Raw genomic sequence first — 22,409 nt, 5'->3', positions numbered from 1 at the left:
CTACTTCTTTTTAATAATAGTTAATAAGGTATCTACACCGGCATTAACTTGCGGGTGAGAATAATGAAAAGTGCCTAAATTATGGCCATTGAGAATTATAAGGCTGGCTAAAATAGGCGAGTCGAGCTCACGTAAATCAAAATAAGCAAGGCGTTGGCCTTTGGTTATTTTGCTGTCGTTAAGCTGAGCAATATGAGTATGCGTAAGTGTTTGTGAATCGGGAACAGCTAGGTTTATTAATACTTTTAAGCCGTTATTGGCTTTTAAAATAAATTCACAACCGGCACTTTTTACCTGCAGTAAGGTGCCATTGAAGGGCGCTAATACTTTATGACTCGATAAACTAACAACAATACCCGGGCCGAGTGTGCCAAAACGAAAAAAGGGTTGTGGATGCTCTTCCATTGGCATTACTTTACCACTGAATGGGCTCGTGATTTGTATCGCGTTTCGGGGAATTTTATTTTTAGTTAAATAGCTAACGTCTTCAGATTTCATTATTTATTGAGTTACCACGTTGTAGCCATCGGCTTTAAGGGCTGTAATTGCTTTGGTGACCGTTTGTTTTTTTACTAAAATATAGTCGGTATCGTAGGTCGATATCGAAAAAATGGACACGCCGGCTCTGGCTAATACGCCTGACAGGTTTGCCATAATGCCAGTTAACGAAAACCCTAAAGGGCCTATTACTTCCAGTGCTTGCCAATTAGATTCAGTGTCTTGGCTATCAATAATAAAGTCGACAGGGCAAACAACTGACAGTTCATCATGCGTTTTTGAGATAAAAAATAACGGTTGCTTTAACAACTCAGGCGGTATGTCAGCATCAAGGGCTAAACTATGAATAGATAACACGGTGCTGTGTAATTGTAATGTTTGTTTTGACATTAAACGTATCGCCAGCAGCAAAATAATAGCTTTATAGTATAGAGTATTGAAGCTAAATTAAAGGCTCAAGTTTAGGCCGTGCTATATTTTTATTAGCTAAAAAATAATTGTCCACAATTTCTGTGGATAAGCTTGGGGGTTGTGAGGTATAAATATCCTAACCATTTGATTATTAAATAAAAAATGGCTAGGCTATAAAAAAGGCATGTTAATTACAGGCCTTAATTAAGCGCTTCTACTTGCGCCGCCTGAATGGCTGTTAAAGCAATGGTATACACAATATCGTCAACTAATGCGCCACGGCTTAAGTCGTTAACAGGTTTGCGCATGCCTTGTAACATAGGACCAATACTGGTCAAATCAGCACTTCGTTGCACTGCTTTGTAGGTGGTATTACCCGTATTTAAATCAGGGAAAATAAACACGGTTGCTTTACCGGCAACCGGGCTATCTGGCGCTTTTTTAATAGCTACACTTTCCATAATGGCCGCATCGTATTGCAATGGCCCATCGATAATGAGATCAGGACGCTTTTGTTGGGCAATTTTTGTTGCTTCGCGGACTTTTTCTACATCAGCGCCACTGCCCGAATTACCCGTGCTGTAACTTATCATTGCTACACGAGGTTCTATGCCAAATGCGGCAGCAGAATCGGCAGATTGAATTGCAATGTCGGCTAGTTGTTCAGCATTAGGATCAGGATTAATAGCACAGTCACCATAAACAAGCACTTGATCAGGCAAAAGCATAAAAAATACCGACGAGACTAATGATGAACCTGGTGCGGTTTTAATCAACTGTAAAGGCGGGCGAATGGTATTAGCCGTGGTATTGACTGCCCCTGAAACCAGCTCATCTACTTTTCCTTGCTCTAGCATCATGGTGCCCAGTACCACGTTATCTTGCAGTTGTTCCTTTGCAATAACGTCAGTTAAGCCTTTGTTTTTACGAATTTCGACCATAGGTGCTACGTAGTCATTAATAATACTGGTTGGCTCTATTACAGTCACATGCTCGTTCAGTTCAATCCCTTGTTGCTCCGCGATTCGAAATATTTCATCGCGATCGCCAAGTAAAATTGTTTTAGCAATGCCGCGCTGGCCACAAATAGCAGCGGCTTTAATGGTTCTAGGCTCGTTACCCTCAGGCAGTACAATCGTTTTATCCGCTTTACGTGCTTTATCGGTTAATAAATACCTAAAGGCCGGCGGGGATAACTTGCGGGTTTTTCCTACACTTTTTGCTAATGTGTCCAGCCAATCAGAATCGATATGTGCAGCGTTATGATCTTTTACTTTTTCAATGCGTTGTTCATCGTCGCTAGGCACTTCTAGATTAAAGTTATGCAGCAATAAAGAAGTGCGCCAGGTATCGCCCTCGGTTGCCAAAATTGGTAGGCCAGTTTGCATAGCTTGTTCACATAGCGCCATAATACGCGGCTCAGGCTCAAAACCACCGGTAAGTAAAATTGCACCTAGTTTTGTGCCATTCATGGCCGATAAGCAAGCTGCAACGAGTATATCTGAGCGATCGCCAGGGGTAACCAATAACGCACCTGGCGTAAAATAGTTTAAAATATTGGATACCGTGCGGGCACAAAATGTAATTCGTCTGAGTCGGCGGTGTACCATATCGCCTTCGTTGATAATAGTGGCTTTTAAATAGGCACTTAAATCTTTAACACGTGGGGCAACCAGTTCAAAATCCCACGGAATAGCGCCGAGTAACATAAACGGGTTTTTTCTAAAAATAGGTAAAGAAGCTAAGCGGTTTAATTCGTTATCAAGCGCTTCTGGCTTATAGGTATCGACTAAATCGGCGCGAGCACGACCTTCCTCATCAAGGGGGGCGTTTACTTTATTAAAAATACAGCCAAGCACGCGAGGGTGGTCAATACCACCATAGTTACCAGCGGCTATTTCTAGTCGGTCTTCAATTTGAGTAATGTTGTAATTGCCAGGGGTAAGTACAAAAACGATATCCGCCCCTAAAGTTTGTGCGATTTCGCGATTTACTCTCCCCGCATACGGTTGGCGACGAGTAGGCACCATGCCTTCAATAATTGCCACTTCATCATCGTTAATTTTACTTTGAAAACGCTCTACAATTTCTTCTAGCAGGTCATCGCCTTTGCCATCGCCAATCATTTGCTCGGCGTAATCCAGCGCAAATGACGTAGGTGGATCAATAGGTGAGCCTTGGGTAACAATTTGTGTTGACTTTTCTGGGCCTGTTTCACCCGCGCGTGGTTGAGCTATAGGTTTAAAAAAATTAACTTTAACAGTTTTCTGTTCCAGCGCCCTTACCAAACCCACCGATACTGAGGTTAAACCAACCCCAGTAGAAACGGGGATCAACATAATACGACGAGCCATATTATAACTCCTTGGTAATGTTTGCGGCATCAAGTGCGATCACCCATTCTTCGTTAGTGGGCATAACAACCGCTTTGCTACGTGAATCAGCTGTACTAATTAACCCAGCTTGGCCAAAACGTGCATCAAGGTTTGCTTGTGGGTCTAAATTAATACCTAAAAAGGCCAATTGTTTAAGTACTTTATCACGGATAATATCGGAATTTTCGCCAATACCGCCGGTAAAAATAACTGCGTCTAGCTGTTGCAGCGGGACCATGTAAGCGGCTATTTGTTTTGCGAGGCGGTAACAAAACATATTAAGAGCCAGCATAGCTTGCTGGTTGCCTGCAATAGCGGCTTCTTCTATGGTGCGACAATCGTTAGACAACTCGCTTATGCCTAATAAACCACTTTTTTGATTGAGTAAGTCATCAATTTGCTGAGCAGTGTAATCGAGTTGCGTGGTTAAAAAGTTAAATAGGCCCGGATCAATGTCACCACAGCGCGTACCCATAACAAGCCCTTCAAGCGGGGTTAACCCCATACTGGTATCAACACTTTTGCCATTTTTAATCGCACACACTGAACAGCCGTTTCCTAAGTGGGCGCTAATAAAGTTACTGTTTTCAATAGGAAGTGCCAACAACTTCGCAGTTTGTCCTGCCACATATAAATGGCTGGTGCCATGAAAACCATAGCGCCTAACACCAAAGTCTTTATAAAGCTGATAAGGAAGGGCATAAAGATAAGCGACTTCATCCATTGTTTGATGAAATGCTGTATCGAACACGGCTACTTGCGGTAAGTTTTTAAATGATGCTTGCGCTGATGAAATACCCAGCAAGTTAGCGTGGCCATGCAAAGGTGCTAGCGTGGCTGCTTGCGTGATACCTGCAGTAACGCGTTCATCAATTAATACTGATTGGGTAAAATGCTCACCACCATGCACAACACGATGACCAACAGCAACTAGTTGCTCATCAAGATTGTGATCTTTTATTAAATCAACCAGCGTATCAATGGCATGCGCGTGTGCCTGATTAGCAGCAAGTTTAATGGTGGTCTTTTCTCCCTTAAATTTATATTTTATTGAGGGAGCATCTGCACCTAGGCGCTCAGCTAAACCTGAAATAATGTCTTTTCCTGTGTTTGCATCAATAATTGCAAACTTTAAACTTGAGCTTCCACAATTAAGTACCAAAACATGGTTTGGTTTTTTTGGCAGAGTTGGCATAGAATCATTTTCCATTTAAATATTAATCAGTACACTTGGTTGATATATAAGCATTGTAGGCTTAAATGGGTATAGACTAAAGTGTAGTTGACTTTATTAAAAGAGGCTTTGTGGAATTCTTTCGATAATTTATGCTTTTTGTGAGTTTTACTAATGAAATTAAGCATTTTTACCGATAAAGTTAGAGTTGTGTTACACTTTTATAAGCAAGATGCTTTTACAAGTGTTAAATGCCGTGATTGTGAGGATTTATAATGCAAAAAAGTGTGATATCACAAGTTCAATTAGGGCGCGCTTATGCTAAAACATGGCCTATGCGTAAAGAGGTCGCGCCATTATTTGCCGAGTTTAAAGTGATCAGAGCAACCGAGCTTGCGATTACAGTAATGCCTATTTTAGCCATGCTAACTTTGTTTTTTCAGCTTAATTATTTAGGCTCTGATTTTTTACCTCAAGCTATTGCCAGTAGTCTATTTTTTATCTCCTTGCCGTTACAAGGACTTTTATGGCTAGGTAAACGTGCGCAAACAGAATTAGAACCCGCTATGCTGCAATGGTACAACGAGTTGTTTGCAAAAATGGTCGCCAACGGTTACGACGCACAAATGGGGAAAAACAAGCCCCGCTATTTGGAGCTTGCTGAATTGTTAAAAGACATGTTTGATAAAATGGATAAAACCTTTACTAAAGAGCAGTTTTAACAAACTGGCTAATATAAAATGACAAGGTAACCTTATGATGCTGTTTTTGTTCAAGTGCCTGCCAATGCTCGGGTCTGAACTTCCATGCAAAGGGTGTCATCATTATTAAATTTCTTACGTCGCTAAATGTGAGTGACACTTGCTCTGTAATGAGCTGTTGCGATGATTGGTTAAAGCCTGTTGGCGTAGCAACTTCAGTATGTTCATTTACCGTATTATAGATATATTTTTTCAACTCTTTGAGGTGCATAGGCCCAGGGCTTGCCACCACTAAACAGCCATCCTCTTTCACAAGGCGAGAAAGTTCATCGTCGAACAAAGGGGCAAACACGCTAATTAACACATCAGCAAGGTGATCATTAAAGGGCGCGTGGCTTATTGATGCCACGCTAAATTGACATTGTTTGTATCGTTTTGCTGCGTATTTTACCGCCGACTTAGATATATCAACACCATACACAGTAGCTTGCGTGTTATTTGCTATAGCATGGGTGTAAAACCCCTCGCCACACCCTAAATCAATCACTATATTTGCATTGAGCGGTTTGACTAAATTAGCTAAGGCCGTCTGTAAAAATGCATAATGGCCTTGCTCTAAAAAAGAACGCCTTGCTTGTACCATTTCTAAAGAGTCACCGGGCTGTTTAGAGTTTTTATTTTGCACGGGGAGTAAGTTTACATAGCCTTCTTTGGCAAAATCAAAGCTGTGGTTATTATCACAGCGTAATGTTTTTTCATTAAGTGCCAATGGAAGTTTGCAAATAGGGCAATGGTAATGAAGACTCATGAGCCTAAATAGTCCTTATCAAAAAAAGTTTTTACCCAGTGCGGGCGATAGGTGATCATAACAGTTATTGCCATACCGTTTAGCATTGCTTCAGGAAACGCTAAAATAGGACTGAGATAAATGTAGTTTTCTGTTAGCTGATGCCAATTATATTCGCCAATTGCGTAATAAAAAACACCCCCGAGTATAATGTTAACGCAAGCAACGACACCAGCCGTTAAAAAGCTACAAACAAATATATAGATAAAAAAGTGCCGCGCTAAGTAGTGGTAACAAAGCATAAATACAAAGTAGCTTAATAATACTGGAATAAACGCACTTATTAGTAATTTTACCGCAATCAGCTCGAATGCTATTTGTCCAAAAGCAGTTAGCAGGGCTGTTGCTAATACACAACTTAAAATAGCCAGACGCCAGCCTAAAATCAGCGTAACAGCAGTAATGCCCAATATATGAAGATCAAGACCAGGTAAAATACCGGCTTTTATACGCCATAGTAAAGCGAGCACCAGCGCGCAGGCAAACACACCGGTTTGCCTTGCTGGCGTATTAAATAAATTGGCGTATGTTGATTTATTAACACTTAAAAAGCCAATAACAATAACACCAATCCACAGTAATGCCTGTAATTGCACGCTTAGCATAATCGTTAATTAAACTCAGACCAAATAGGGGCATGATCTGAAGGCTTGTCGATAGCACGTAATTCGTAATCTATACCGGTGTCGATACAGCGAGCTGCTAAGTCATGCGTTGCCAGAACCACATCAATCCTTAGTCCACGATTATCAACAAAACCCTTAGAGCGGTAGTCAAACCACGAGTATTGATCGTTAGTTTCTGGGTTTTGCTCTCTAAAGGTGTCTTTAAAGCCCCAGTTTAATAACGTTGCTAGCCATTCACGCTCAACGGGTTGAAATGAACATTTTCCGGTTTTTAACCAGCGTTTTGCGTTTACCTCACCAATACCAATATCTAAATCGGTTGGAGAGATATTAATATCGCCCATTACAATTACATCTTGATCAGGCGTGTAATGACTATTTAGGTGAGTCATTAAGTCTTGATAAAATTGACGTTTATAAGGGAATTTAGTTTCGTGATTGATGTTATCGCCTTGCGGGAAGTAGCCATTCATAACATGTAGGTCACGGCCATTTTCTTGCTCTACGGTAACGCTGATCATTCGCTTTTGCGACTCATCTGTGTCGGTGGAAAAGCCTTTTAATACCGACTTAGGCTCTTTTTTGCATAACATTGCCACACCGTAATGCGCTTTTTGTCCATGAAAATAAACGTGATAACCCATTTTTTGTACATCTTCTAGCGGAAACGCTTCATCGTGCACTTTGATCTCTTGAAGACCAATAATATCTGGCTGGTGTTTATCAATAATAGCTTGTAACTGATGTAGGCGAGCACGCAGACCATTGATATTAAAAGAAATCACTTTCATAAAGTTTACCTTCAAATTTATTTTCATTGTTGGCCAAATTGTATCAGTATTTGGAGCGACATAACATGACTGAAACGAGAAAATAGCTGCACAAATGTTGAACAATTTTTGCTTAATGTTTAAACATTGTAAATGCAATATTAAACAATAAAATAAATAAAATATTCAATTTATATGTTAAAACTTGTCTATATAGTGCGCAAAAATCGTATGTTTAACTCGTTCAAATAGGACCTCCTAATGAAAACTCAATTACTTTTAGCCGCCTCTCTTTTTGTTTCTGTAACTGCTACTGCGCAAAGCAATACGTATTACAGCCAAGACAACAAATTAGAGTCTAACTTATGTGTAGTAAGCGCCAATGAGGGGTTTTCGGCTGCTCGTAAAATGGCAGCAAAGCACGGTGTATATTTATCACGTTATTCAAAAAGTATCCTATGTAACGGTCAAGACATCCATGACATTGCAAAAAAAGAAGAAGCAACGCAATCAGTTGTGTCTAAAGTAGAAGTATTTGCAAAAGATTCACACCAAGAAACACAGTTATGTATGACTGCATTAAAGCAAGGCCTACAACCAGTACGTAAGCAAATTGGTAACTTAAATTCATTAAAGTGTAATGGCCAAAGCGTTACTGATTTTGTTAAGCGTTACCAAAACGCTGCAATCTAAATTACCGTTTTAGATATAAATAGCTCGGTTCTTACCGAGCTTTTTTTTGCAAAAATTACCAGAGTAGCTTGCAAAAATTGCATTATTGAATATCGCAATAGAAGTTGTTTTTGGTTAATTGTTTGATTTTAATAGTTTATTTTTTTTGGCATCGTATTTGTATTACTAGAATTGAAATTTATTAATACAAGGATACGTCTGATGAAAAAATTAACGATAGTTTCTACTGTTTTAGCCGCATTGAGTTTAGCAGCTTGTTCTTCTAATCAAGGTTTAGAAAAAATCGACAGTGATTTTGCAAGCTTAGATAACGATGGCGATGGCTTTATTTCTAAAATAGAAGCCGACGATGATAGTATTTGGCAGCACTTTTCGAATATAGATACTAATATGGATAATCAAATAAGCCGTAATGAATATGACGCTTATATGCAGCTAAATGCTGGGAAAGTTGCTACAGATAGTGAAGTGAGTGAGTCTGCATTTAAGGCTGATATTGCGAAGTTTGATAAAATAGAAAATGACTTTAAAAGCTTAGATAATGATAGCAACGGTTTTATTTCAGTTTCTGAAGCTGACGATGATGATATTTCAAATCATTTTGGTTACATGGACAGCAATAAAGATAAACGAGTAAGTAAAAAAGAGTTTGATAGCTATATCCAAAAGCATGGTGATTCTGTTGCAGAGGACGATGCACTTGAGCAATTTAAAAAATAGCTAAATTACATTATTAAATACACTTGATACCAAGCCAGTGTTTTTCACTGGCTTTTTTATACCTATAAAATGTTATTTTATTAATATGTTTTCCTAGTTTGCCGTTGTTCTGTCATAATAGATGGCTGTGTGTGTTTATTAACTTTAGAGTGATTATGGTTGGTCGGCGAATTAGTGATGAACAATTAATTGAAATCATTGAAGCGGCGATTTTTGTGGCAGGCAAGCCCGTATCAAAACGTCATCTTAAGGACACGGTTTTAAACGACTTAGCAATTTCTATGGCGCGCATTAATGATGCTGTAGAGGCCATTCAAGTTCACTATCAGACGCGTGGAATACGTTTAGTTGAGGTAGGCAGTGGCTATCGTTTTCAAGCGTGCAGTAGTTTAAGCCCATGGTTGAGTAATTTATGGCAAGAACGTGCCCCTAAATACTCGAGAGCTTTACTCGAAACCCTGTCGTTAATTGCATACAAGCAACCCATTACCCGTGGTGAAATTGAGCAAGTTCGGGGTGTAGCAACTGGCTCAAATATTATTAAAACTCTGCTTGAAAGAGAGTGGATTAAAGTAGTTGGGCATAAAGAAGTACCTGGTAAACCGGCACTTTATGCAACGACTAAACAATTTTTAGATTATTTTTCGATAACGGGACTTCATGATTTACCCGCATTGCCAGAGCAACAGCAAAGTAAAATTACCCAGTTATTAAGTGATCCTTCTGTGAGAGAACCATCCGAATGAGTATACAAGGTGAAAAGTTACAAAAAGTCCTAGCCCGTGCAGGTGTAGGCTCACGCCGTGAAATGGAAAAATACATTGATGCAAATCGTGTGAGTGTAAATGGTAAAGTAGCTAAGTTAGGCGACAGGGTTGAAGAAACCGATTTAATTCGTGTTGACGGCCATACCGTTAAAATAGAGGAAAAAGCAGACAGAATTTGTCGTGTAATTATGTATAACAAACCAGAGGGTGAGTTAAGTACGCGTAAAGACCCTGAAGGCCGTAGAACCGTTTTTGACCGCTTACCTCGTATTGATGGCGATCGCTGGATAGCAGTAGGCCGATTAGACGTTAATACCTCAGGTCTAATGCTGTTTACTAATGACGGTGAATTGGCAAACCGCTTAATGCACCCAAGCTATGAAGTTGAACGCGAATATTCAGCACGTGTATTTGGTGAAGTCACTAACGAAACAATAAAAAACTTACTGCGTGGCGTAGAACTTGAAGATGGCCCCGCAAAGTTCACTGGTATCAAGCCTATGGGCGGTGAAGGTATTAATCGTTGGTATAATGTAACGCTTAACGAAGGTCGTAACCGTGAAGTGCGTCGTTTATGGCAATCACAAGATGTGGAAGTATCACGTCTTATTCGTATTCGTTACGGTAAATTAGAGCTTGATAAGCGTGTACCGCAAGGTGGCTGGATTGAGTATGATTTAGATACGGTTAACTATTTACGTAAAACAGTAAAGCTTGGCAAAGAAACACAAACTAAGCTGTCTGTTATTCCTGAAAAGCGTAAAGACAAGCGCGCTAAAATAAACCAAATTCGCAAGGCGGTTAAAAAGCACAATCAACGTGTAAAACCGACTAAACGTAAGTAAATATGCTATTAGCTACTAATAAAATAATAAAGCCGCTTTTTATAGCGGCTTTTTTATGTTTAAAACTAAATATTACTTTTTAGCTTGTGCGTCTAACGATTGGCCATTGATATCTTTTGAGTCATCACTCATTAAATACAGGTAAGTTGGCATTAAATCTTCAGGTGTTGCGAGTAAATCACGATCTTCACCTGGGAATGCACTTGCACGCATTGATGTACGGGTTGCGCCTGGGTTAATACAGTTAACACGGATTGGCGTTTTTTCAACTTCACACGCCCATGTTTGCATCATACCTTCTACTGCAAATTTAGAAATTGCATAAGGTCCCCAAAACTCTCTTCCTTTACGACCGACACCCGATGAGGTAAATACCACTGAGGCACTTTTTGATTTACGCATAACAGGGAATAGCGCTTTAGTGATCATCGCTTGTGCGGTGACGTTTACTTTCATGACGTTTTCGAATGTTGATGAACAAAAATGCTCTAACGGCCCTAAAGTACCTAAAATACCCGCGTTATTTAATAGTCCATCAAGGCGGCCAAATTGACTTTCGATCGTTGCGGCTAAATCACGATAGTTCTGCTTAGTTGCACCTTTTAAGTCCATAGGCACAATCGCTGGCTGTGGGTAGCCTGCATTGACTATTTCGTCATACACACATTCTAGTTTATTAGTTGTTTTTCCTAATAAAATAACGGTTGCACCATGTTTAGCATAGGTAATAGCTGCGACACGGCCGATACCATCACCTGCGCCTGTGATCAAAATTACTTTGTCTTTAAGTGCGTTTTCAGTTGCTTGATAGGTATGCATAAAAGTACCAATGTTTAAATTTTTTTTGATTTTAACATAGCAAATCGACAAGTAATCGAATTTATTACAAATTTAGGTGGCGAAACTAGAAAGTTTACGTTAAGTTTAACTGGTCTAATGTCTCATTAATATACTAGCTACATTATTTTAACTTAATTACACTGACTATAAACACACTATAAAAATAAGATTTGTGCGGAGAACACTATGAAAAAAATGCTACTCTCGCTCTCAGTTGCAGCTGCATTAGCAGGCTGTGGCGGCGGAGAAACGTTAGAAGATGTTAAAAACGATTCGGTTACAGTTATTCCAAAAGCTACGGTAAAGTTTGACCCTGCAAATGGTGTAATTTCGGTTCCTAATGATTTATTAATGAGCGGTACGCTTGATGGCACACTCAATATTCCTGGGGAATTAAATGACGAGAATGTTTCTATCTCTCGAGCTGAATATGCAGATCCGCAACTTGCACTAGGGGCACTTGATGGCTGGTCTACGCAAGTTCCTTTTAAAATAGATTTAACGTTTCCACCGGGCATTAGTCTAGATGAATCGTCTGCAGCTTCACCAGGCTCAGTACGTATTTTTGAAGTGATCATGGGTGCAAGCCTAACAGATGCCGAATGCTCGCAAGCACCAGCTGGTACAGCATGTAAACTAGTAGGTGAACTGACCTTTGGTGTTGATTTTGTTACACAAGGCTCTGGAGACGCGGTTGCTATTATTCCACTTAAGCCATTTAAGGCCGGTAGTTCATACATTAATGTGTTAACGACTGGACTGAAAGATTCAGAAGGGCGCTCAATTGAACCATCTTCAACGTATGCCACTGTTAAACAAGAAGCGCCTTTAGTAACGCCATCACAACTTGCGCTGCAAGGAGCTGTTAATAGCTACGAAAACGTAGTGGTAAGCTCTGGCGATATTACTAAAGACGATATTATTTACTCGGCTGCCATGACAATGCAATCAGCAGGAGCAGTGCTTGGTACGATAAAAAAGGTTTTAGCAGCAAGCTTAACAGAGCCAACAATTCCAACCCCTGCGTTGCAAATCCCAACACAGCCCATGCAAAACGTACAGGATATCTTTGAGGACTTAGGTAGAGCAGTCCCCAACGTATTTCAGGCGGCACAATATCAAAAAGGCAGCATTCAATTACCTATGTATTTAGGCACGCCTGAAGGTAAAGAGATCAGTGATTTAAACGATACTTACTGGCAAGGTATGTGTGATAGTGCTGTCGCTATTTTAGGCTATAAAGCGCAAGCTGGTGAAGCGTTCCCAACCGATCCTATTAGCACTAACGATGCAATGTGTGCTGCTTTAAGTGATGGACAGCTTCGTGATTTAGGGCTTGATAGCACTAAACACTTAACTAAATATAACTCACTTCCTAAAGTGCAAAGTATGGCTAATGTGCCAGTGCAAATTACTAAGCCGATTTTACCGGTTGTTAATGCATACCGTACAGGTTTAGGTTTAGAGCCATTTACTGCTATGCCAGCAGGTGGTTGGCCAGTAGTGATTATGCAACACGGTATAACCACACAAAAAGAAAGCATGTTAACACTAACAGCGCAGCTTTCACTGCAAGGGTTTGCCACAGTTGCAATTGATCATCCTCGTCATGGCGAGCGTGGTGTAGACGTTGATTTAGACGGTAACGATGACTTTAACGCAACTTCGGGAAAAGGCTCTGTACTTAGTTACATGAACTTGAGCTCATTATTAGTAGCTAGAGATAGCCTACGCCAGTCAAGTGCTGACTTACTTGGTTTACGTTTAGGTCTAAACTTCAGCGGTGATAGCGCAATGAATTCACAAGATGTGTCTTACATTGGACACTCTCTGGGATCAATTGTAGCGCCTGCGTTTATTGCACAAGCTAATAGCCCATTGGCCGACCAAGTAGACCCATTATTTAAGGTTAACGCTGTAGCATTAGCAAGTGGTGGTGGCGGTATTGCAAGCTTCTTACTAGAATCAGCAGCGTTTGGTCCATTTATTCAAGGCTCTGTCCTTGCTAAAGCTGGAACTGCTGAAGCTGACGAGTTTAATGCATTCTTAAATGCTGGTGCGTTATCGAACTGTGGCGCCTTGTTACCAGACATGCAGGACTTCTTAAGCTGTGGCTTTACTGAGTTTGCAACGGCACTTACCATGGCTGGCGAAACTGACAAACTTGCTAATATCAAAAGCGTGATGACGCAGTTTGTATTTGCAGCTCAAACCGCATTAGATAGTGGCGACCCGACTAACTATGCAGCAACGGTTAAAGCTCTTGAAACACCCGTGTATATGAATGTTGTTGTTGGTGATGGCACAGATAATAACAAGCCAGACCAAGTTATTCCGCCAATGACTGCTAACAATCCAATTGCAGGTACTGTCCCTTTGGCTAACTTTATGGGGTTAGACACGGTGAGTACCACTCAAGCGCCAACAGAAATGGGCTCTAGCTATTTAGTTAAATTTAATACCGGCCATCATGGGTCAATATTAACGCCAGCACAAGATGAAGGTGAGTCGTCTACAGTTGCGGGTAGTGCAGCTGCGAATGCTGAAATGCAATTGCAGGTTGCTACTTACCTAGCTTCAAGAGGGCGCCTTTTAATGGTGCAAAACACTGAGGTTGTGACGAATTAATAATCAACCACTCAATTAAGTACTAAAAGCCACTGTATAGTGGCTTTTTTTTATTTTAAAGCATGCTAAATTGACTGAAATTTATAAACGGAGAACACAGTTGGAATTTTTATACGAGTACGGTTTGTTTTTTGCTAAAACCATTACCTTTGTTATTGCTATCGCTGTCATTTTGACCTTAATTGTAAGCTCGGCTGTTAAGCCAAAAGCAAAAAAAGGTGAGATAGAAATAGATGACTTATCAGAGCAGCTTACTAATATAAAAGAAAGCTTTTTAAATAATACGCTAGGTAAAAAAGAGCTAAAAGCCTATCAAAAGCAACAAAAAATAGAGCAAAAAAAAGCTGAAAAAGAAGAGCCTAAATCACGACTCTATGTTATTGACTTTAACGGCAGCATGGATGCACATGAAGTAGAGAGTTTACGCGAAGAAGTGACTGCGATTATTTCAATCGCGGACCCTGAAAAGGACAAAGTGTTAGTTCGTCTTGAAAGTGGTGGCGGCGTGGTACATGGCTATGGTTTAGCTGCATCACAATTACAACGCTTTAAATCAGCTGGTATTGAGTTGACTGTATCAATAGACAAAGTCGCTGCCAGTGGTGGCTACATGATGGCTTGTGTGGCTGATCATATCATTGCAGCGCCGTTCGCAATTGTTGGCTCTATTGGTGTTATTGCACAAATTCCAAACTTTAATAAAATATTGAAGAAGAACGATGTTGATTTTGAACAAATTACGGCGGGCGAATTTAAACGTACGCTAACGTTATTTGGTGAAAATACCGATAAAGCCCGTGAAAAGTTTCGTGAAGAGATAGAGCAAACTCATGTGTTGTTTAAAACGTTTGTAAGCACACAGCGCCCAAGTTTAAATATGGATTTAGTGGCAACGGGTGAACATTGGTTTGCAACCCAAGCGATTGAAAAAGGGTTGGTTGATACTATTAAAACCAGTGATGATGCATTGTTAGAGCAGCAACATCAGCATCAAATTTATAAAGTGCAATACAAAATTAAAAAAGGTTTAAGTGATAAGCTTGCAATAGGGCTTAGCCATGGAGTGAATAAAGCAGGTGTAAGTTTAATGTCAAAATTTAAGGCGTTAAATCCCTAATAACAAAACTCAATAAAAAAGCCTTGTTACTTAAAGTAGCAAGGCTTTTTTTATAACTAACAAGAGAAGCGGTTAGTCAATTGACTTGTGATAGTCTTCTAAGTCTTTAGCTGCATTAGGGTCGTTAAAGATACTTTCATCTAATTCACCCTCACTTTTAGCAACTACACAGGTTACCATACAGTCACCTGTTACATTTACTGCGGTGCGGGTCATATCAAGTAGTCTATCAACACCTATTATAATTGCGATGCCTTCAACCGGTAGGCCTACTTGGTTTAGTACCATAGCCAGCATAATTAAGCCAACACCAGGAACACCCGCTGTACCAACCGAGGCAAGCGTTGCTGTTAATATCACCATTAAGTAATCAGAAATAGTTAAATCAACACTAAATACTTGAGCAATAAATACCGTAGCGACACCTTGCATAATTGCAGTGCCATCCATATTAATGGTTGCGCCTAATGGAATAGTAAATGAAGCCACTGAGTTATTAGCGCCTAGCTTCTTAGTTGCAGTTTCAAGTGTGATAGGCATAGTTGCGCTTGAACTTGAGGTGCTAAAAGCAAATAAACAGGTGTGCTTCATTTTAGCTAAGAAAGTGAGCGGGTTTAGGCCTGTAAGTATTTTTAGCAGTAGGGTGTAGTTTACGAATGCATGCAATAACAGGGCTAAAACAACGACGCCAAAGTACTTAGCTAAGCTTACAATTAAGTTAAGCTCGATAGTAGTAAATAACTTAGCCATTAAGAAGAATACGCCGTAAGGGGCAATATTCATTAACAAAGTAACTAGTTTTAAGATAACCGTGTTTAAGTCTTCAAATACAGTAGCGACACGTTTACCTGCTTTTCCGCTAAGTGCCATTGCAATACCGAATAACAAAGCAAATACAATTACTTGTAACATGTTGCCCTTTGCCATTGCTTCAAAAGGGTTGGTAGGGAACATATCAATAATTACGCGAGCTAAAGTAGGCGCTTCTTTGGCATCATAGCTTGCTTGAGAAGGTAACCCAATGCCTTCACCTGGGTTAAATAGTAACGCGAGTGTAATTGCCACTGTAATCGCTATTGCCGTTGTAACTAAGTATAAACCAATTGATTTACCGCCTAAACGACCTAGTTTTTTAGGATCGCTTAAACTGCAGGTACCACATACCAGTGATACAAATACTAAAGGCACAACCAGCATTTTCAAACTGGCTATAAATATTTGCCCACCTACATGAAAAAGGCCATCAACAAAAAAGGCTTTAATTGGCAAAGAGAATAACCCAAGAGGGATTAGGTAATCGTCTTCACCAGCTAATATAGCCTGAAATATAAAGCCTACTGCAACACCAAGCACCATACCAATCATGATGCGAGTAGTTAAACTCATTGAACGGATTTTAGACATATTTCCAATCTATTTTTTATAAATTTGGCATAGACTAACAGCATGTAATTTTTTTTACAGAAAAAACGTCAACTTTTTAAAAATTTTTATCAAAAAAAGGAGTAAAAAACTGAGATTTTAGACTAAGTTATAGGTTAACATTAAGTAGATAAGTTTAACTTAGTAATAGCGCAACGGAGAAACCTATGCCTTTAACTCGTTTGCTCAGCATTATATGGCTCAGCACATTACTCATCGCCTGTGGCGGTGGTGGCTCACTGGAAAAAGAAAGTGGAACCGTTGGCGGTGATACTGGAGGCACCGGTGGAGACGCTATCGAACAAGCAATTCAAGTTGAACTTGATTTTGAAGATAGAATTGTTACTGCCGATAACCCGCTAGAGGTGGTTGCAACGGTAACCGGAAGTGATGGTCAACCTGTTGTGCGTCAAGAGGTAAGCTTTACCACAACACTGGGTTCTTTTATACCGGCTACAGGTAGCGCTTTAACAAATTCCAGCGGTGTTGCAACTATCGAGCTTAGCGCGGGTAGTGTTGAAGGAGCAGGAACCATTGTTGCTAGCTACGAAGACGCAACAAGTAAACTTGGCTTTTACACGGCAGGTGATGAGCCTCAATCGAATGACTCAACCGCAAATATTGACATTAAAATTTTACAAAACTGCCCTGATAGCTGGTTAAATATAGACAGAGATTCTATAGAGCTTGATCCATCTGACTGTTCTCAAAATAGTAATTTACTTGGGCAACAAGCTATTGTATACGCAAAAATCACCAAACCTGGCAGTAATACGCCAGCAAGTAATGTACTGGTTCAAGCGACAACAACGCTAGGTATTTTATTACCTGAAAGCTTAACGGCTAAAACGGATGCGTTTGGTGTTGCTATTTTGAATTTATTGCCTGGCAGTAGCTCAGGTGTTGGCCAAGTTGAGTTAACCGCTCAGGGCGGCGTTGCGAGTGCTTTATTTGAAATTAACGCTGTTCAAGTTAATGTAAATTTAAGCGCGGGTATTGCAACTGGTGATGTGTTGTCTGCAGGTTCTACTACTATTATTACCGCTCAGATTGTAGATGGCAGCAATAACTTATTCACCACTCCACTTGAAGTACAATTTACCTCGGCATGTGCTGAAGAATCTACTCCTAGAGCCACTATCGATAGTGTGGTAACTAGCATTGGCGGCACGGCAAGCGCAACTTATAAAGCGGATGGTTGTAATGGTATAGATACGATTACAGCAACCGTGGTTACCGGTGGCAACGTTGCTACTAAAACAATTAATATTAATGTAGCTGCCGCTCAAACGGGTTCAATCGCGTTTATGGGTGTGACCAATCAAGTGTTAGCTATTAAAGGAGCTGGCGGTCAGACTCTTACTGAAAATTCAGAGCTTACCTTTAAACTTTTAGATATTAATGGTAACCCTGTTGGTCAAAAGCAAATTGATTTTGCTCTTTCGCAAAACCCCGGCGGCGCGTTGCTAGACAGTGCATTTCAGTTTACCAATAATGAAGGTTTAGTGACTGTAAATGTCCGCTCAGGAAGAGCCGCAGGAGTTTTATCTGTTATTGCATCACATCAAGTTGAGGCTGGCGACGCATCACAAAATAATGTGATTTCTATTGTGTCAAATGACATAACCATTACCACAGGTGTGCCAGATCAAGACAGTTTTACGCTTGCAGTGCAAACATTTAATACCGAGTCATTAAATGAAGCCGGGGTGACAACAGACTTAACTGTATTTGCAGCCGATCACTTTAATAATTTTGTTCCTGATAACACGGCAATTTATATAGCCAGCGAAGGTGGTGCAGTAGGCACAATAGATGATCAACAATTTACACCTTTATTACTTTGCCGCACCATAGATGGTGTGTGTAAAGCGCAGTGGCGTAGCCAAAACCCAATTCCTTATCATTACAGCATTTATAAAAACTCTGTGGCTGATAAGTGTGACCGTTTTTTTGGTCAAGCAGCACCTTGTACATTAGGTATCAGAGAGTCACAACTAGACACAAACGGCAATCTACTTACCTATCTTGATAGTAGTGGTAACCCGATATCACTTGCGGATGCGCCAAGTAATGCGCCAATAGATTATCCATTAGGTGGTCGTGTAAGCTTGTTAGCATACTCAGTGGGTGAAGAATCATTTAACGATGTATCTGCTAACGGTGAATTTAATCAAAACGAGTTTGATTCTACATTACAAGATTTACCTGAAGCCTTTATAGATTTTAATGAAAACGGTATTTTTGACGGAAATTTACCCGCACCTGCGAACCCCGTAAATTCTAATGGCGGTGAGGATGAGTGGTATGTGGAGCGCTCTGGTGCACTAAATAATGGTCAGTTTGATTCCGGCGATGGCATTTACAATGGCTTGTTATGTAGTGACGAGGCGCTTGCTGCAAATGCATGTACGCGTGAAACAGTAAATGTACGCGATCGTTCAGAGTTAGTGATGTCTGGAAGTACACCTTACATTAGAGCTGTAACGGCTTTAGATGACTGTAGTTTAAGTGATGGTATTAGCTTAGAAGCTTCCGATATGGCGGGTATGTGTGACATAAACCTTATTGATATTAGCAATTCCACACCTTACAGCGCGATTTCAGTGACTATCTTCTTCAGTGATATTCATAATAATCCATTGCCTGCAGGTACTAAAGTTACTGTCACTGCCGACAATGGTGTGTTAAGAGGGTTAACAGATTACACCGTTGTGAATACTGCTCAACAAGTGCCTATCTCTGTTTCAGTAAATATTACAAAAGAGGCTGAGCCAAATGATGTTGATTCTGGCTTTTTATACATCGAATTTGTGACCCCTGGTGGGGTGAAAACTCAATATACCGTGATGTCGATTTTAGACGAGCCTAAGGTTTAAAATTAATAAAGCATAGAAAATGCCAACCAATAAGGTTGGCATTTTTGTTTCTATTCTATATATTCCACATCAATTATTCAAAAAGCACTGGTTTGATTAAATTTACAACAGAAATTGTTTGTTTATTCAGTAAATACTGAAAAGTTTGTATTAAAAGCTTGTAAGAACTAGTGTTTGTAGATATACCTATAAATATTCGCGCCGCATGAGTCGGCTAAACACATTTAAAAAACTAGGTTAGAAATAGGCAACTATGGGCAAATCGCTAGTAATTGTAGAGTCACCTGCTAAGGCTAAAACAATTAATAAATACTTAGGTAATGATTTTATCGTAAAGTCCAGTATTGGACACGTACGAGATTTACCTACTTCAGGTTCTGGCAAAAACAAGGCACCAGCAAGCAAAACGCCTGCTGAAGTGCGTAAAATGCCACCTGATGAGAAAGCAGCGTATAAACAGCAACGTGACTACACTAACTTAGTCGCGCGAATGGGAATCGATCCTGAAAAAGGATGGGAGCCACATTACGAAATATTGCCGGGTAAAGAAAAGGTTGTTCAAGAATTACAAAAGCTTGCCCAAAACGCTGATAAAATCTATCTCGCAACGGATTTGGATAGAGAAGGGGAAGCTATTGCTTGGCACCTTCAAGAAATTATTGGTGGCGAGCCAGAAAAATATAAGCGTGTTGTTTTTAACGAAATCACTAAAAATGCAATACAACAAGCATTCGAAACCCCAGGTGAGTTAAACACCGACATGGTTTATGCACAGCAGACCCGTCGCTTCTTAGACCGTGTTGTTGGCTTTATGGTATCGCCCCTATTATGGGCTAAAGTAGCGCGTGGTTTATCAGCGGGTCGAGTGCAATCTGTTGCAGTGCGTTTATTAGTTGAACGCGAACGTGAAATTAAAGCATTTATTCCTGAAGAATTTTGGGACATTCATGCCGATGTTAAAAATAGCGAGTCTGACCTACGTTTAGAAGTCACTAAACAAGCAGACAAGCCATTTAAGCCAGTAAATGAAGCTCAGGCTAGTGCAGCAGTTAAAAGCCTTGAGAATGCCGAATATAAAGTTGTAAGCGTTGAAGAGAAACCAAGTAAGAGCCGTCCAAGTGCGCCATTTATTACTTCAACAATGCAACAAGCAGCAAGTACCCGATTAGGTTATGGCGTTAAAAAGACCATGATGCTTGCCCAGCGTTTATACGAGGGGGGTTATATTACTTATATGCGTACCGATTCAACTAATTTATCGAAAGATGCGGTTGAAATGTGTCGCGAATACGTAACCAATGAGTTTGGTGCCAAGTATTTACCTGCTGATCCGATTAACTATAGCTCTAAAGGTAATGCACAAGAGGCGCACGAAGCGATTCGTCCTTCTAGCGTATCAGTGCTTTCTGGGCATGTTGAAGGTGTGGATGCCGATGCGAAAAAGCTTTATGAGCTTATTTGGCGTCAGTTTGTGGCCTGTCAAATGGTGCCAGCTGAGTACGATTTAACCACCTTAACGGTCGCTGCCAACGATTTTACATTGAAAGCAAAAGGACGTGTTTTACGTTTTGATGGTTGGACTAAAGTGCAACCGGCAGTACGTAAAAAGAATGAAGAAGAGCAATCGCTGCCTGCTGTTAAGCAAGGCGAGGTGCTCACATTAGTTGAGCTTGATCCTAAGCAGCACTTTACCAAGCCACCGGCTCGTTTTAGTGAAGCAAGCTTAGTTAAAGAGCTTGAGAAACGTGGGATTGGTCGTCCTTCCACGTATGCCTCTATTATATCAACGATACAAGAACGTGGTTATGTACGAGTAGAAAATCGTCGCTTTTTCGCTGAAAAAATGGGGGAGATTGTCACCGATCGCCTTGTTGAAAACTTTACCGATTTAATGAACTTCGATTTTACCGCTAAAATGGAAGGCCGTTTAGATGATATTGCTGAAGGTAAGCGTGTTTGGACGCAGGTACTTGATAAGTTTTATGCCGATTTTTCAACCCAGTTAAAGATTGCCAAAGGTGAACCCGATGAAGGCGGTATGCGTCTTAATCAAATGGTAGAAACCGATATTGACTGCCCAACGTGTGGCAGAAAAATGGGTATTCGTACTGCTTCAACGGGCGTATTCTTAGGATGTACTGGTTATAACCTGCCACCTAAAGAGCGCTGTACTACCACTATGAACTTAGTGTCGGGTGATGAAGCGGTTGCAGCTGATGTTGAAGACGTTGAAACAGAAACATTAATGCAAATGAAGCGCTGTCCAATCTGTGAAACAGCTATGGACTCTTACCTAATAGACGAAACCCGTAAATTACATGTTTGTGGTAATAACCCTGCTTGTGAAGGGTACATCGTTGAGCAAGGTACCTTTAAGATTAAAGGGTATGATGGTCCGATTATCGAGTGTGATAAATGTGGCTCAGACATGGAGCTCAAATCAGGCCGTTTTGGTAAGTATTTTGGTTGTAACAACGAAGAGTGTAAAAACACGCGTAAGTTACTTAAAAACGGCGAAGCTGCGCCACCAAAAGAAGACCCTGTGCACATACCTGAACTTGAATGTGAAAAATCTGACGCTTATTTTGTTTTACGTGATGGCGCTGCAGGTATTTTCTTGGCGGCTAACACTTTCCCTAAATCACGCGAGACGCGCGCGCCTAAAGTGGCTGAGCTAAAGCGTTTTAGAGACCGTATTTCACCTAAGTTTTATTACCTAGCGGATGCACCAGAAAAAGATCCAGATGGTAACCTAGCGGTAGTACGTTATAGCCGTAAAAATAAAGCCCAATATGTGATGACAGAAGTTGATGGCAAAGCAACTGGTTGGACGGCACACTACGAAGGTGGTAAATGGGTAGAAGAGGCTAAGAAAAAAGCCGCGCCTAAAAAGAAAGCCGCCGCTAAAAAAGCGCCTGCTAAAAGTAAAGCGAAAGCAAAAGTAAAAAAAGACGATGAATAATTAATTATTCACCGCTTTAAGTAACCTGAGATCTGGTTAAGCCAACATTAGATTATTACTCTCTAAAATTTCAAGTTCTTGCGATGTTAAATCTAATGACGGCTTTTCCTCTTTTAGGCAATAGGCAATTAATC

Annotated in this window: 18 protein-coding genes and 1 pseudogene; 9 read left to right on the top strand and 10 right to left on the bottom strand. The window is 40.4% G+C overall.

The window, feature by feature from the left end; translation table 11 throughout:
• The 4 genes from CWC30_RS08560 to CWC30_RS08545 form a co-directional block, all read right to left on the bottom strand.
• Positions 1-498, bottom strand: coding sequence for a PTS glucose transporter subunit IIA (locus CWC30_RS08560; RefSeq protein ID WP_138626870.1), 498 nt, complete (start codon positions 496-498; stop codon positions 1-3).
• Between the two features lie 3 nt (positions 499-501).
• Positions 502-888, bottom strand: a complete 387-nt coding sequence (locus tag CWC30_RS08555) for an ACT domain-containing protein (RefSeq protein WP_138626869.1) — start codon at positions 886-888, stop codon at positions 502-504.
• A 221-nt stretch (positions 889-1,109) separates the two neighbouring features.
• Positions 1,110-3,263, bottom strand: coding sequence for a phosphate acetyltransferase (gene pta / locus CWC30_RS08550; RefSeq protein ID WP_138626868.1), 2,154 nt, complete (start codon positions 3,261-3,263; stop codon positions 1,110-1,112).
• Between the two features lies 1 nt (position 3,264).
• Entirely contained in the window at positions 3,265-4,479 is a 1,215-nt protein-coding gene (locus CWC30_RS08545; protein ID WP_138626867.1) for an acetate kinase, read from the bottom strand.
• Between the two features lie 254 nt (positions 4,480-4,733).
• Here CWC30_RS08545 and yfbV point away from each other — a divergent pair, with 254 nt between their 5' ends.
• Positions 4,734-5,180, top strand: a complete 447-nt coding sequence (gene yfbV / locus CWC30_RS08540) for a terminus macrodomain insulation protein YfbV (RefSeq protein WP_036982860.1) — start codon at positions 4,734-4,736, stop codon at positions 5,178-5,180.
• Here the strand turns inward: yfbV and rlmA are convergent.
• The 3 genes from rlmA to xthA are packed head-to-tail and all read right to left on the bottom strand — an operon-like array spanning position 5,164 to position 7,423.
• Positions 5,164-5,967 carry a 23S rRNA (guanine(745)-N(1))-methyltransferase gene (gene rlmA / locus CWC30_RS08535; protein ID WP_036982858.1) on the bottom strand — a complete coding sequence of 268 codons (804 nt, stop codon included), beginning with the start codon at positions 5,965-5,967 and terminating at the stop codon, positions 5,164-5,166. The genes yfbV and rlmA overlap by 17 nt on opposite strands.
• The gene (locus CWC30_RS08530; protein ID WP_013464794.1) at positions 5,964-6,611 is read right to left on the bottom strand and encodes an energy-coupling factor ABC transporter permease; all 648 of its coding nucleotides are present in this window, start codon (positions 6,609-6,611) and stop codon (positions 5,964-5,966) included. Before CWC30_RS08530 ends, rlmA begins: the two co-directional genes overlap by 4 nt.
• A gap of 5 nt (positions 6,612-6,616) precedes the next feature.
• Entirely contained in the window at positions 6,617-7,423 is an 807-nt protein-coding gene (xthA, locus tag CWC30_RS08525) for an exodeoxyribonuclease III (RefSeq protein ID WP_138626866.1), read from the bottom strand.
• 240 nt (positions 7,424-7,663) lie between these two features.
• Here xthA and CWC30_RS08520 point away from each other — a divergent pair, with 240 nt between their 5' ends.
• The 4 genes from CWC30_RS08520 (at position 7,664) to rluB (ending at position 10,427) form a co-directional block, all read left to right on the top strand.
• The gene (locus tag CWC30_RS08520) at positions 7,664-8,095 is read left to right on the top strand and encodes an exonuclease III (protein WP_138626865.1); all 432 of its coding nucleotides are present in this window, start codon (positions 7,664-7,666) and stop codon (positions 8,093-8,095) included.
• Positions 8,096-8,296: 201 nt separating this feature from the next.
• Entirely contained in the window at positions 8,297-8,815 is a 519-nt protein-coding gene (locus CWC30_RS08515) for an EF-hand domain-containing protein (RefSeq protein ID WP_138626864.1), read from the top strand.
• Between the two features lie 155 nt (positions 8,816-8,970).
• A complete protein-coding gene (scpB, locus tag CWC30_RS08510) occupies positions 8,971-9,561 on the top strand; it encodes an SMC-Scp complex subunit ScpB (protein WP_013464798.1) in 591 nt (196 codons plus the stop codon).
• Positions 9,558-10,427, top strand: coding sequence for a 23S rRNA pseudouridine(2605) synthase RluB (rluB, locus tag CWC30_RS08505; RefSeq protein WP_036982855.1), 870 nt, complete (start codon positions 9,558-9,560; stop codon positions 10,425-10,427). The genes scpB and rluB overlap by 4 nt, the downstream gene beginning before the upstream one ends.
• A gap of 72 nt (positions 10,428-10,499) precedes the next feature.
• On the opposite strand, the gene CWC30_RS08500 is transcribed toward rluB, so the two are convergent.
• On the bottom strand, positions 10,500-11,246 hold the full coding sequence (locus CWC30_RS08500) for a YciK family oxidoreductase (RefSeq protein ID WP_010389778.1): 747 nt from the start codon (positions 11,244-11,246) through the stop codon (positions 10,500-10,502).
• Between the two features lie 207 nt (positions 11,247-11,453).
• Here CWC30_RS08500 and CWC30_RS08495 point away from each other — a divergent pair, with 207 nt between their 5' ends.
• Together CWC30_RS08495 and sohB are read left to right on the top strand one after the other, a co-directional pair.
• Positions 11,454-13,895 carry a VolA/Pla-1 family phospholipase gene (locus tag CWC30_RS08495; protein ID WP_138626863.1) on the top strand — a complete coding sequence of 814 codons (2,442 nt, stop codon included), beginning with the start codon at positions 11,454-11,456 and terminating at the stop codon, positions 13,893-13,895.
• A gap of 100 nt (positions 13,896-13,995) precedes the next feature.
• Complete coding sequence (gene sohB, locus CWC30_RS08490; RefSeq protein ID WP_138626862.1) at positions 13,996-15,012, top strand: protease SohB; 1,017 nt, start codon at positions 13,996-13,998, stop codon at positions 15,010-15,012.
• A 72-nt stretch (positions 15,013-15,084) separates the two neighbouring features.
• Here the strand turns inward: sohB and CWC30_RS08485 are convergent, their stop codons facing one another.
• Positions 15,085-16,416, bottom strand: a complete 1,332-nt coding sequence (locus CWC30_RS08485) for a dicarboxylate/amino acid:cation symporter (RefSeq protein WP_013464802.1) — start codon at positions 16,414-16,416, stop codon at positions 15,085-15,087.
• Between the two features lie 185 nt (positions 16,417-16,601).
• On the opposite strand from CWC30_RS08485, the gene CWC30_RS08480 reads away from it, so the two are divergent.
• The gene (locus CWC30_RS08480; RefSeq protein WP_138626861.1) at positions 16,602-19,313 is read left to right on the top strand and encodes an Ig-like domain-containing protein; all 2,712 of its coding nucleotides are present in this window, start codon (positions 16,602-16,604) and stop codon (positions 19,311-19,313) included.
• 253 nt (positions 19,314-19,566) lie between these two features.
• Entirely contained in the window at positions 19,567-22,275 is a 2,709-nt protein-coding gene (gene topA, locus CWC30_RS08475) for a type I DNA topoisomerase (RefSeq protein ID WP_138626860.1), read from the top strand.
• Between the two features lie 36 nt (positions 22,276-22,311).
• On the opposite strand, the pseudogene CWC30_RS19245 reads toward topA, so the two are convergent.
• Positions 22,312-22,409, bottom strand: a pseudogene (locus CWC30_RS19245) (IS982 family transposase); the annotation flags it as partial.

This window comes from Pseudoalteromonas sp. S4741 (genome assembly GCF_005886135.1).
Taxonomy (GTDB): domain Bacteria; phylum Pseudomonadota; class Gammaproteobacteria; order Enterobacterales; family Alteromonadaceae; genus Pseudoalteromonas; species Pseudoalteromonas tetraodonis.
Note: the sequence above shows the minus strand (reverse complement) of the source record. Positions and strands in the feature narration are given on the sequence as shown.

Excerpts from the sequence above, each read along its gene's own strand:
- CWC30_RS08560 (WP_138626870.1), bottom strand. The coding sequence starts at position 498 with ATGAAATCTGAAGACGTTAGCTATTTAACTAAAAATAAAATTCCCCGA.
- CWC30_RS08555 (WP_138626869.1), bottom strand. The coding sequence starts at position 888 with ATGTCAAAACAAACATTACAATTACACAGCACCGTGTTATCTATTCAT.
- pta (WP_138626868.1), bottom strand. The coding sequence starts at position 3,263 with ATGGCTCGTCGTATTATGTTGATCCCCGTTTCTACTGGGGTTGGTTTA.
- CWC30_RS08545 (WP_138626867.1), bottom strand. The coding sequence starts at position 4,479 with ATGCCAACTCTGCCAAAAAAACCAAACCATGTTTTGGTACTTAATTGT.
- yfbV (WP_036982860.1), top strand. The coding sequence starts at position 4,734 with ATGCAAAAAAGTGTGATATCACAAGTTCAATTAGGGCGCGCTTATGCT.
- rlmA (WP_036982858.1), bottom strand. The coding sequence starts at position 5,967 with ATGAGTCTTCATTACCATTGCCCTATTTGCAAACTTCCATTGGCACTT.
- CWC30_RS08530 (WP_013464794.1), bottom strand. The coding sequence starts at position 6,611 with ATGCTAAGCGTGCAATTACAGGCATTACTGTGGATTGGTGTTATTGTT.
- xthA (WP_138626866.1), bottom strand. The coding sequence starts at position 7,423 with ATGAAAGTGATTTCTTTTAATATCAATGGTCTGCGTGCTCGCCTACAT.
- CWC30_RS08520 (WP_138626865.1), top strand. The coding sequence starts at position 7,664 with ATGAAAACTCAATTACTTTTAGCCGCCTCTCTTTTTGTTTCTGTAACT.
- CWC30_RS08515 (WP_138626864.1), top strand. The coding sequence starts at position 8,297 with ATGAAAAAATTAACGATAGTTTCTACTGTTTTAGCCGCATTGAGTTTA.
- scpB (WP_013464798.1), top strand. The coding sequence starts at position 8,971 with ATGGTTGGTCGGCGAATTAGTGATGAACAATTAATTGAAATCATTGAA.
- rluB (WP_036982855.1), top strand. The coding sequence starts at position 9,558 with ATGAGTATACAAGGTGAAAAGTTACAAAAAGTCCTAGCCCGTGCAGGT.
- CWC30_RS08500 (WP_010389778.1), bottom strand. The coding sequence starts at position 11,246 with ATGCATACCTATCAAGCAACTGAAAACGCACTTAAAGACAAAGTAATT.
- CWC30_RS08495 (WP_138626863.1), top strand. The coding sequence starts at position 11,454 with ATGAAAAAAATGCTACTCTCGCTCTCAGTTGCAGCTGCATTAGCAGGC.
- CWC30_RS08485 (WP_013464802.1), bottom strand. The coding sequence starts at position 16,416 with ATGTCTAAAATCCGTTCAATGAGTTTAACTACTCGCATCATGATTGGT.
- CWC30_RS08480 (WP_138626861.1), top strand. The coding sequence starts at position 16,602 with ATGCCTTTAACTCGTTTGCTCAGCATTATATGGCTCAGCACATTACTC.
- topA (WP_138626860.1), top strand. The coding sequence starts at position 19,567 with ATGGGCAAATCGCTAGTAATTGTAGAGTCACCTGCTAAGGCTAAAACA.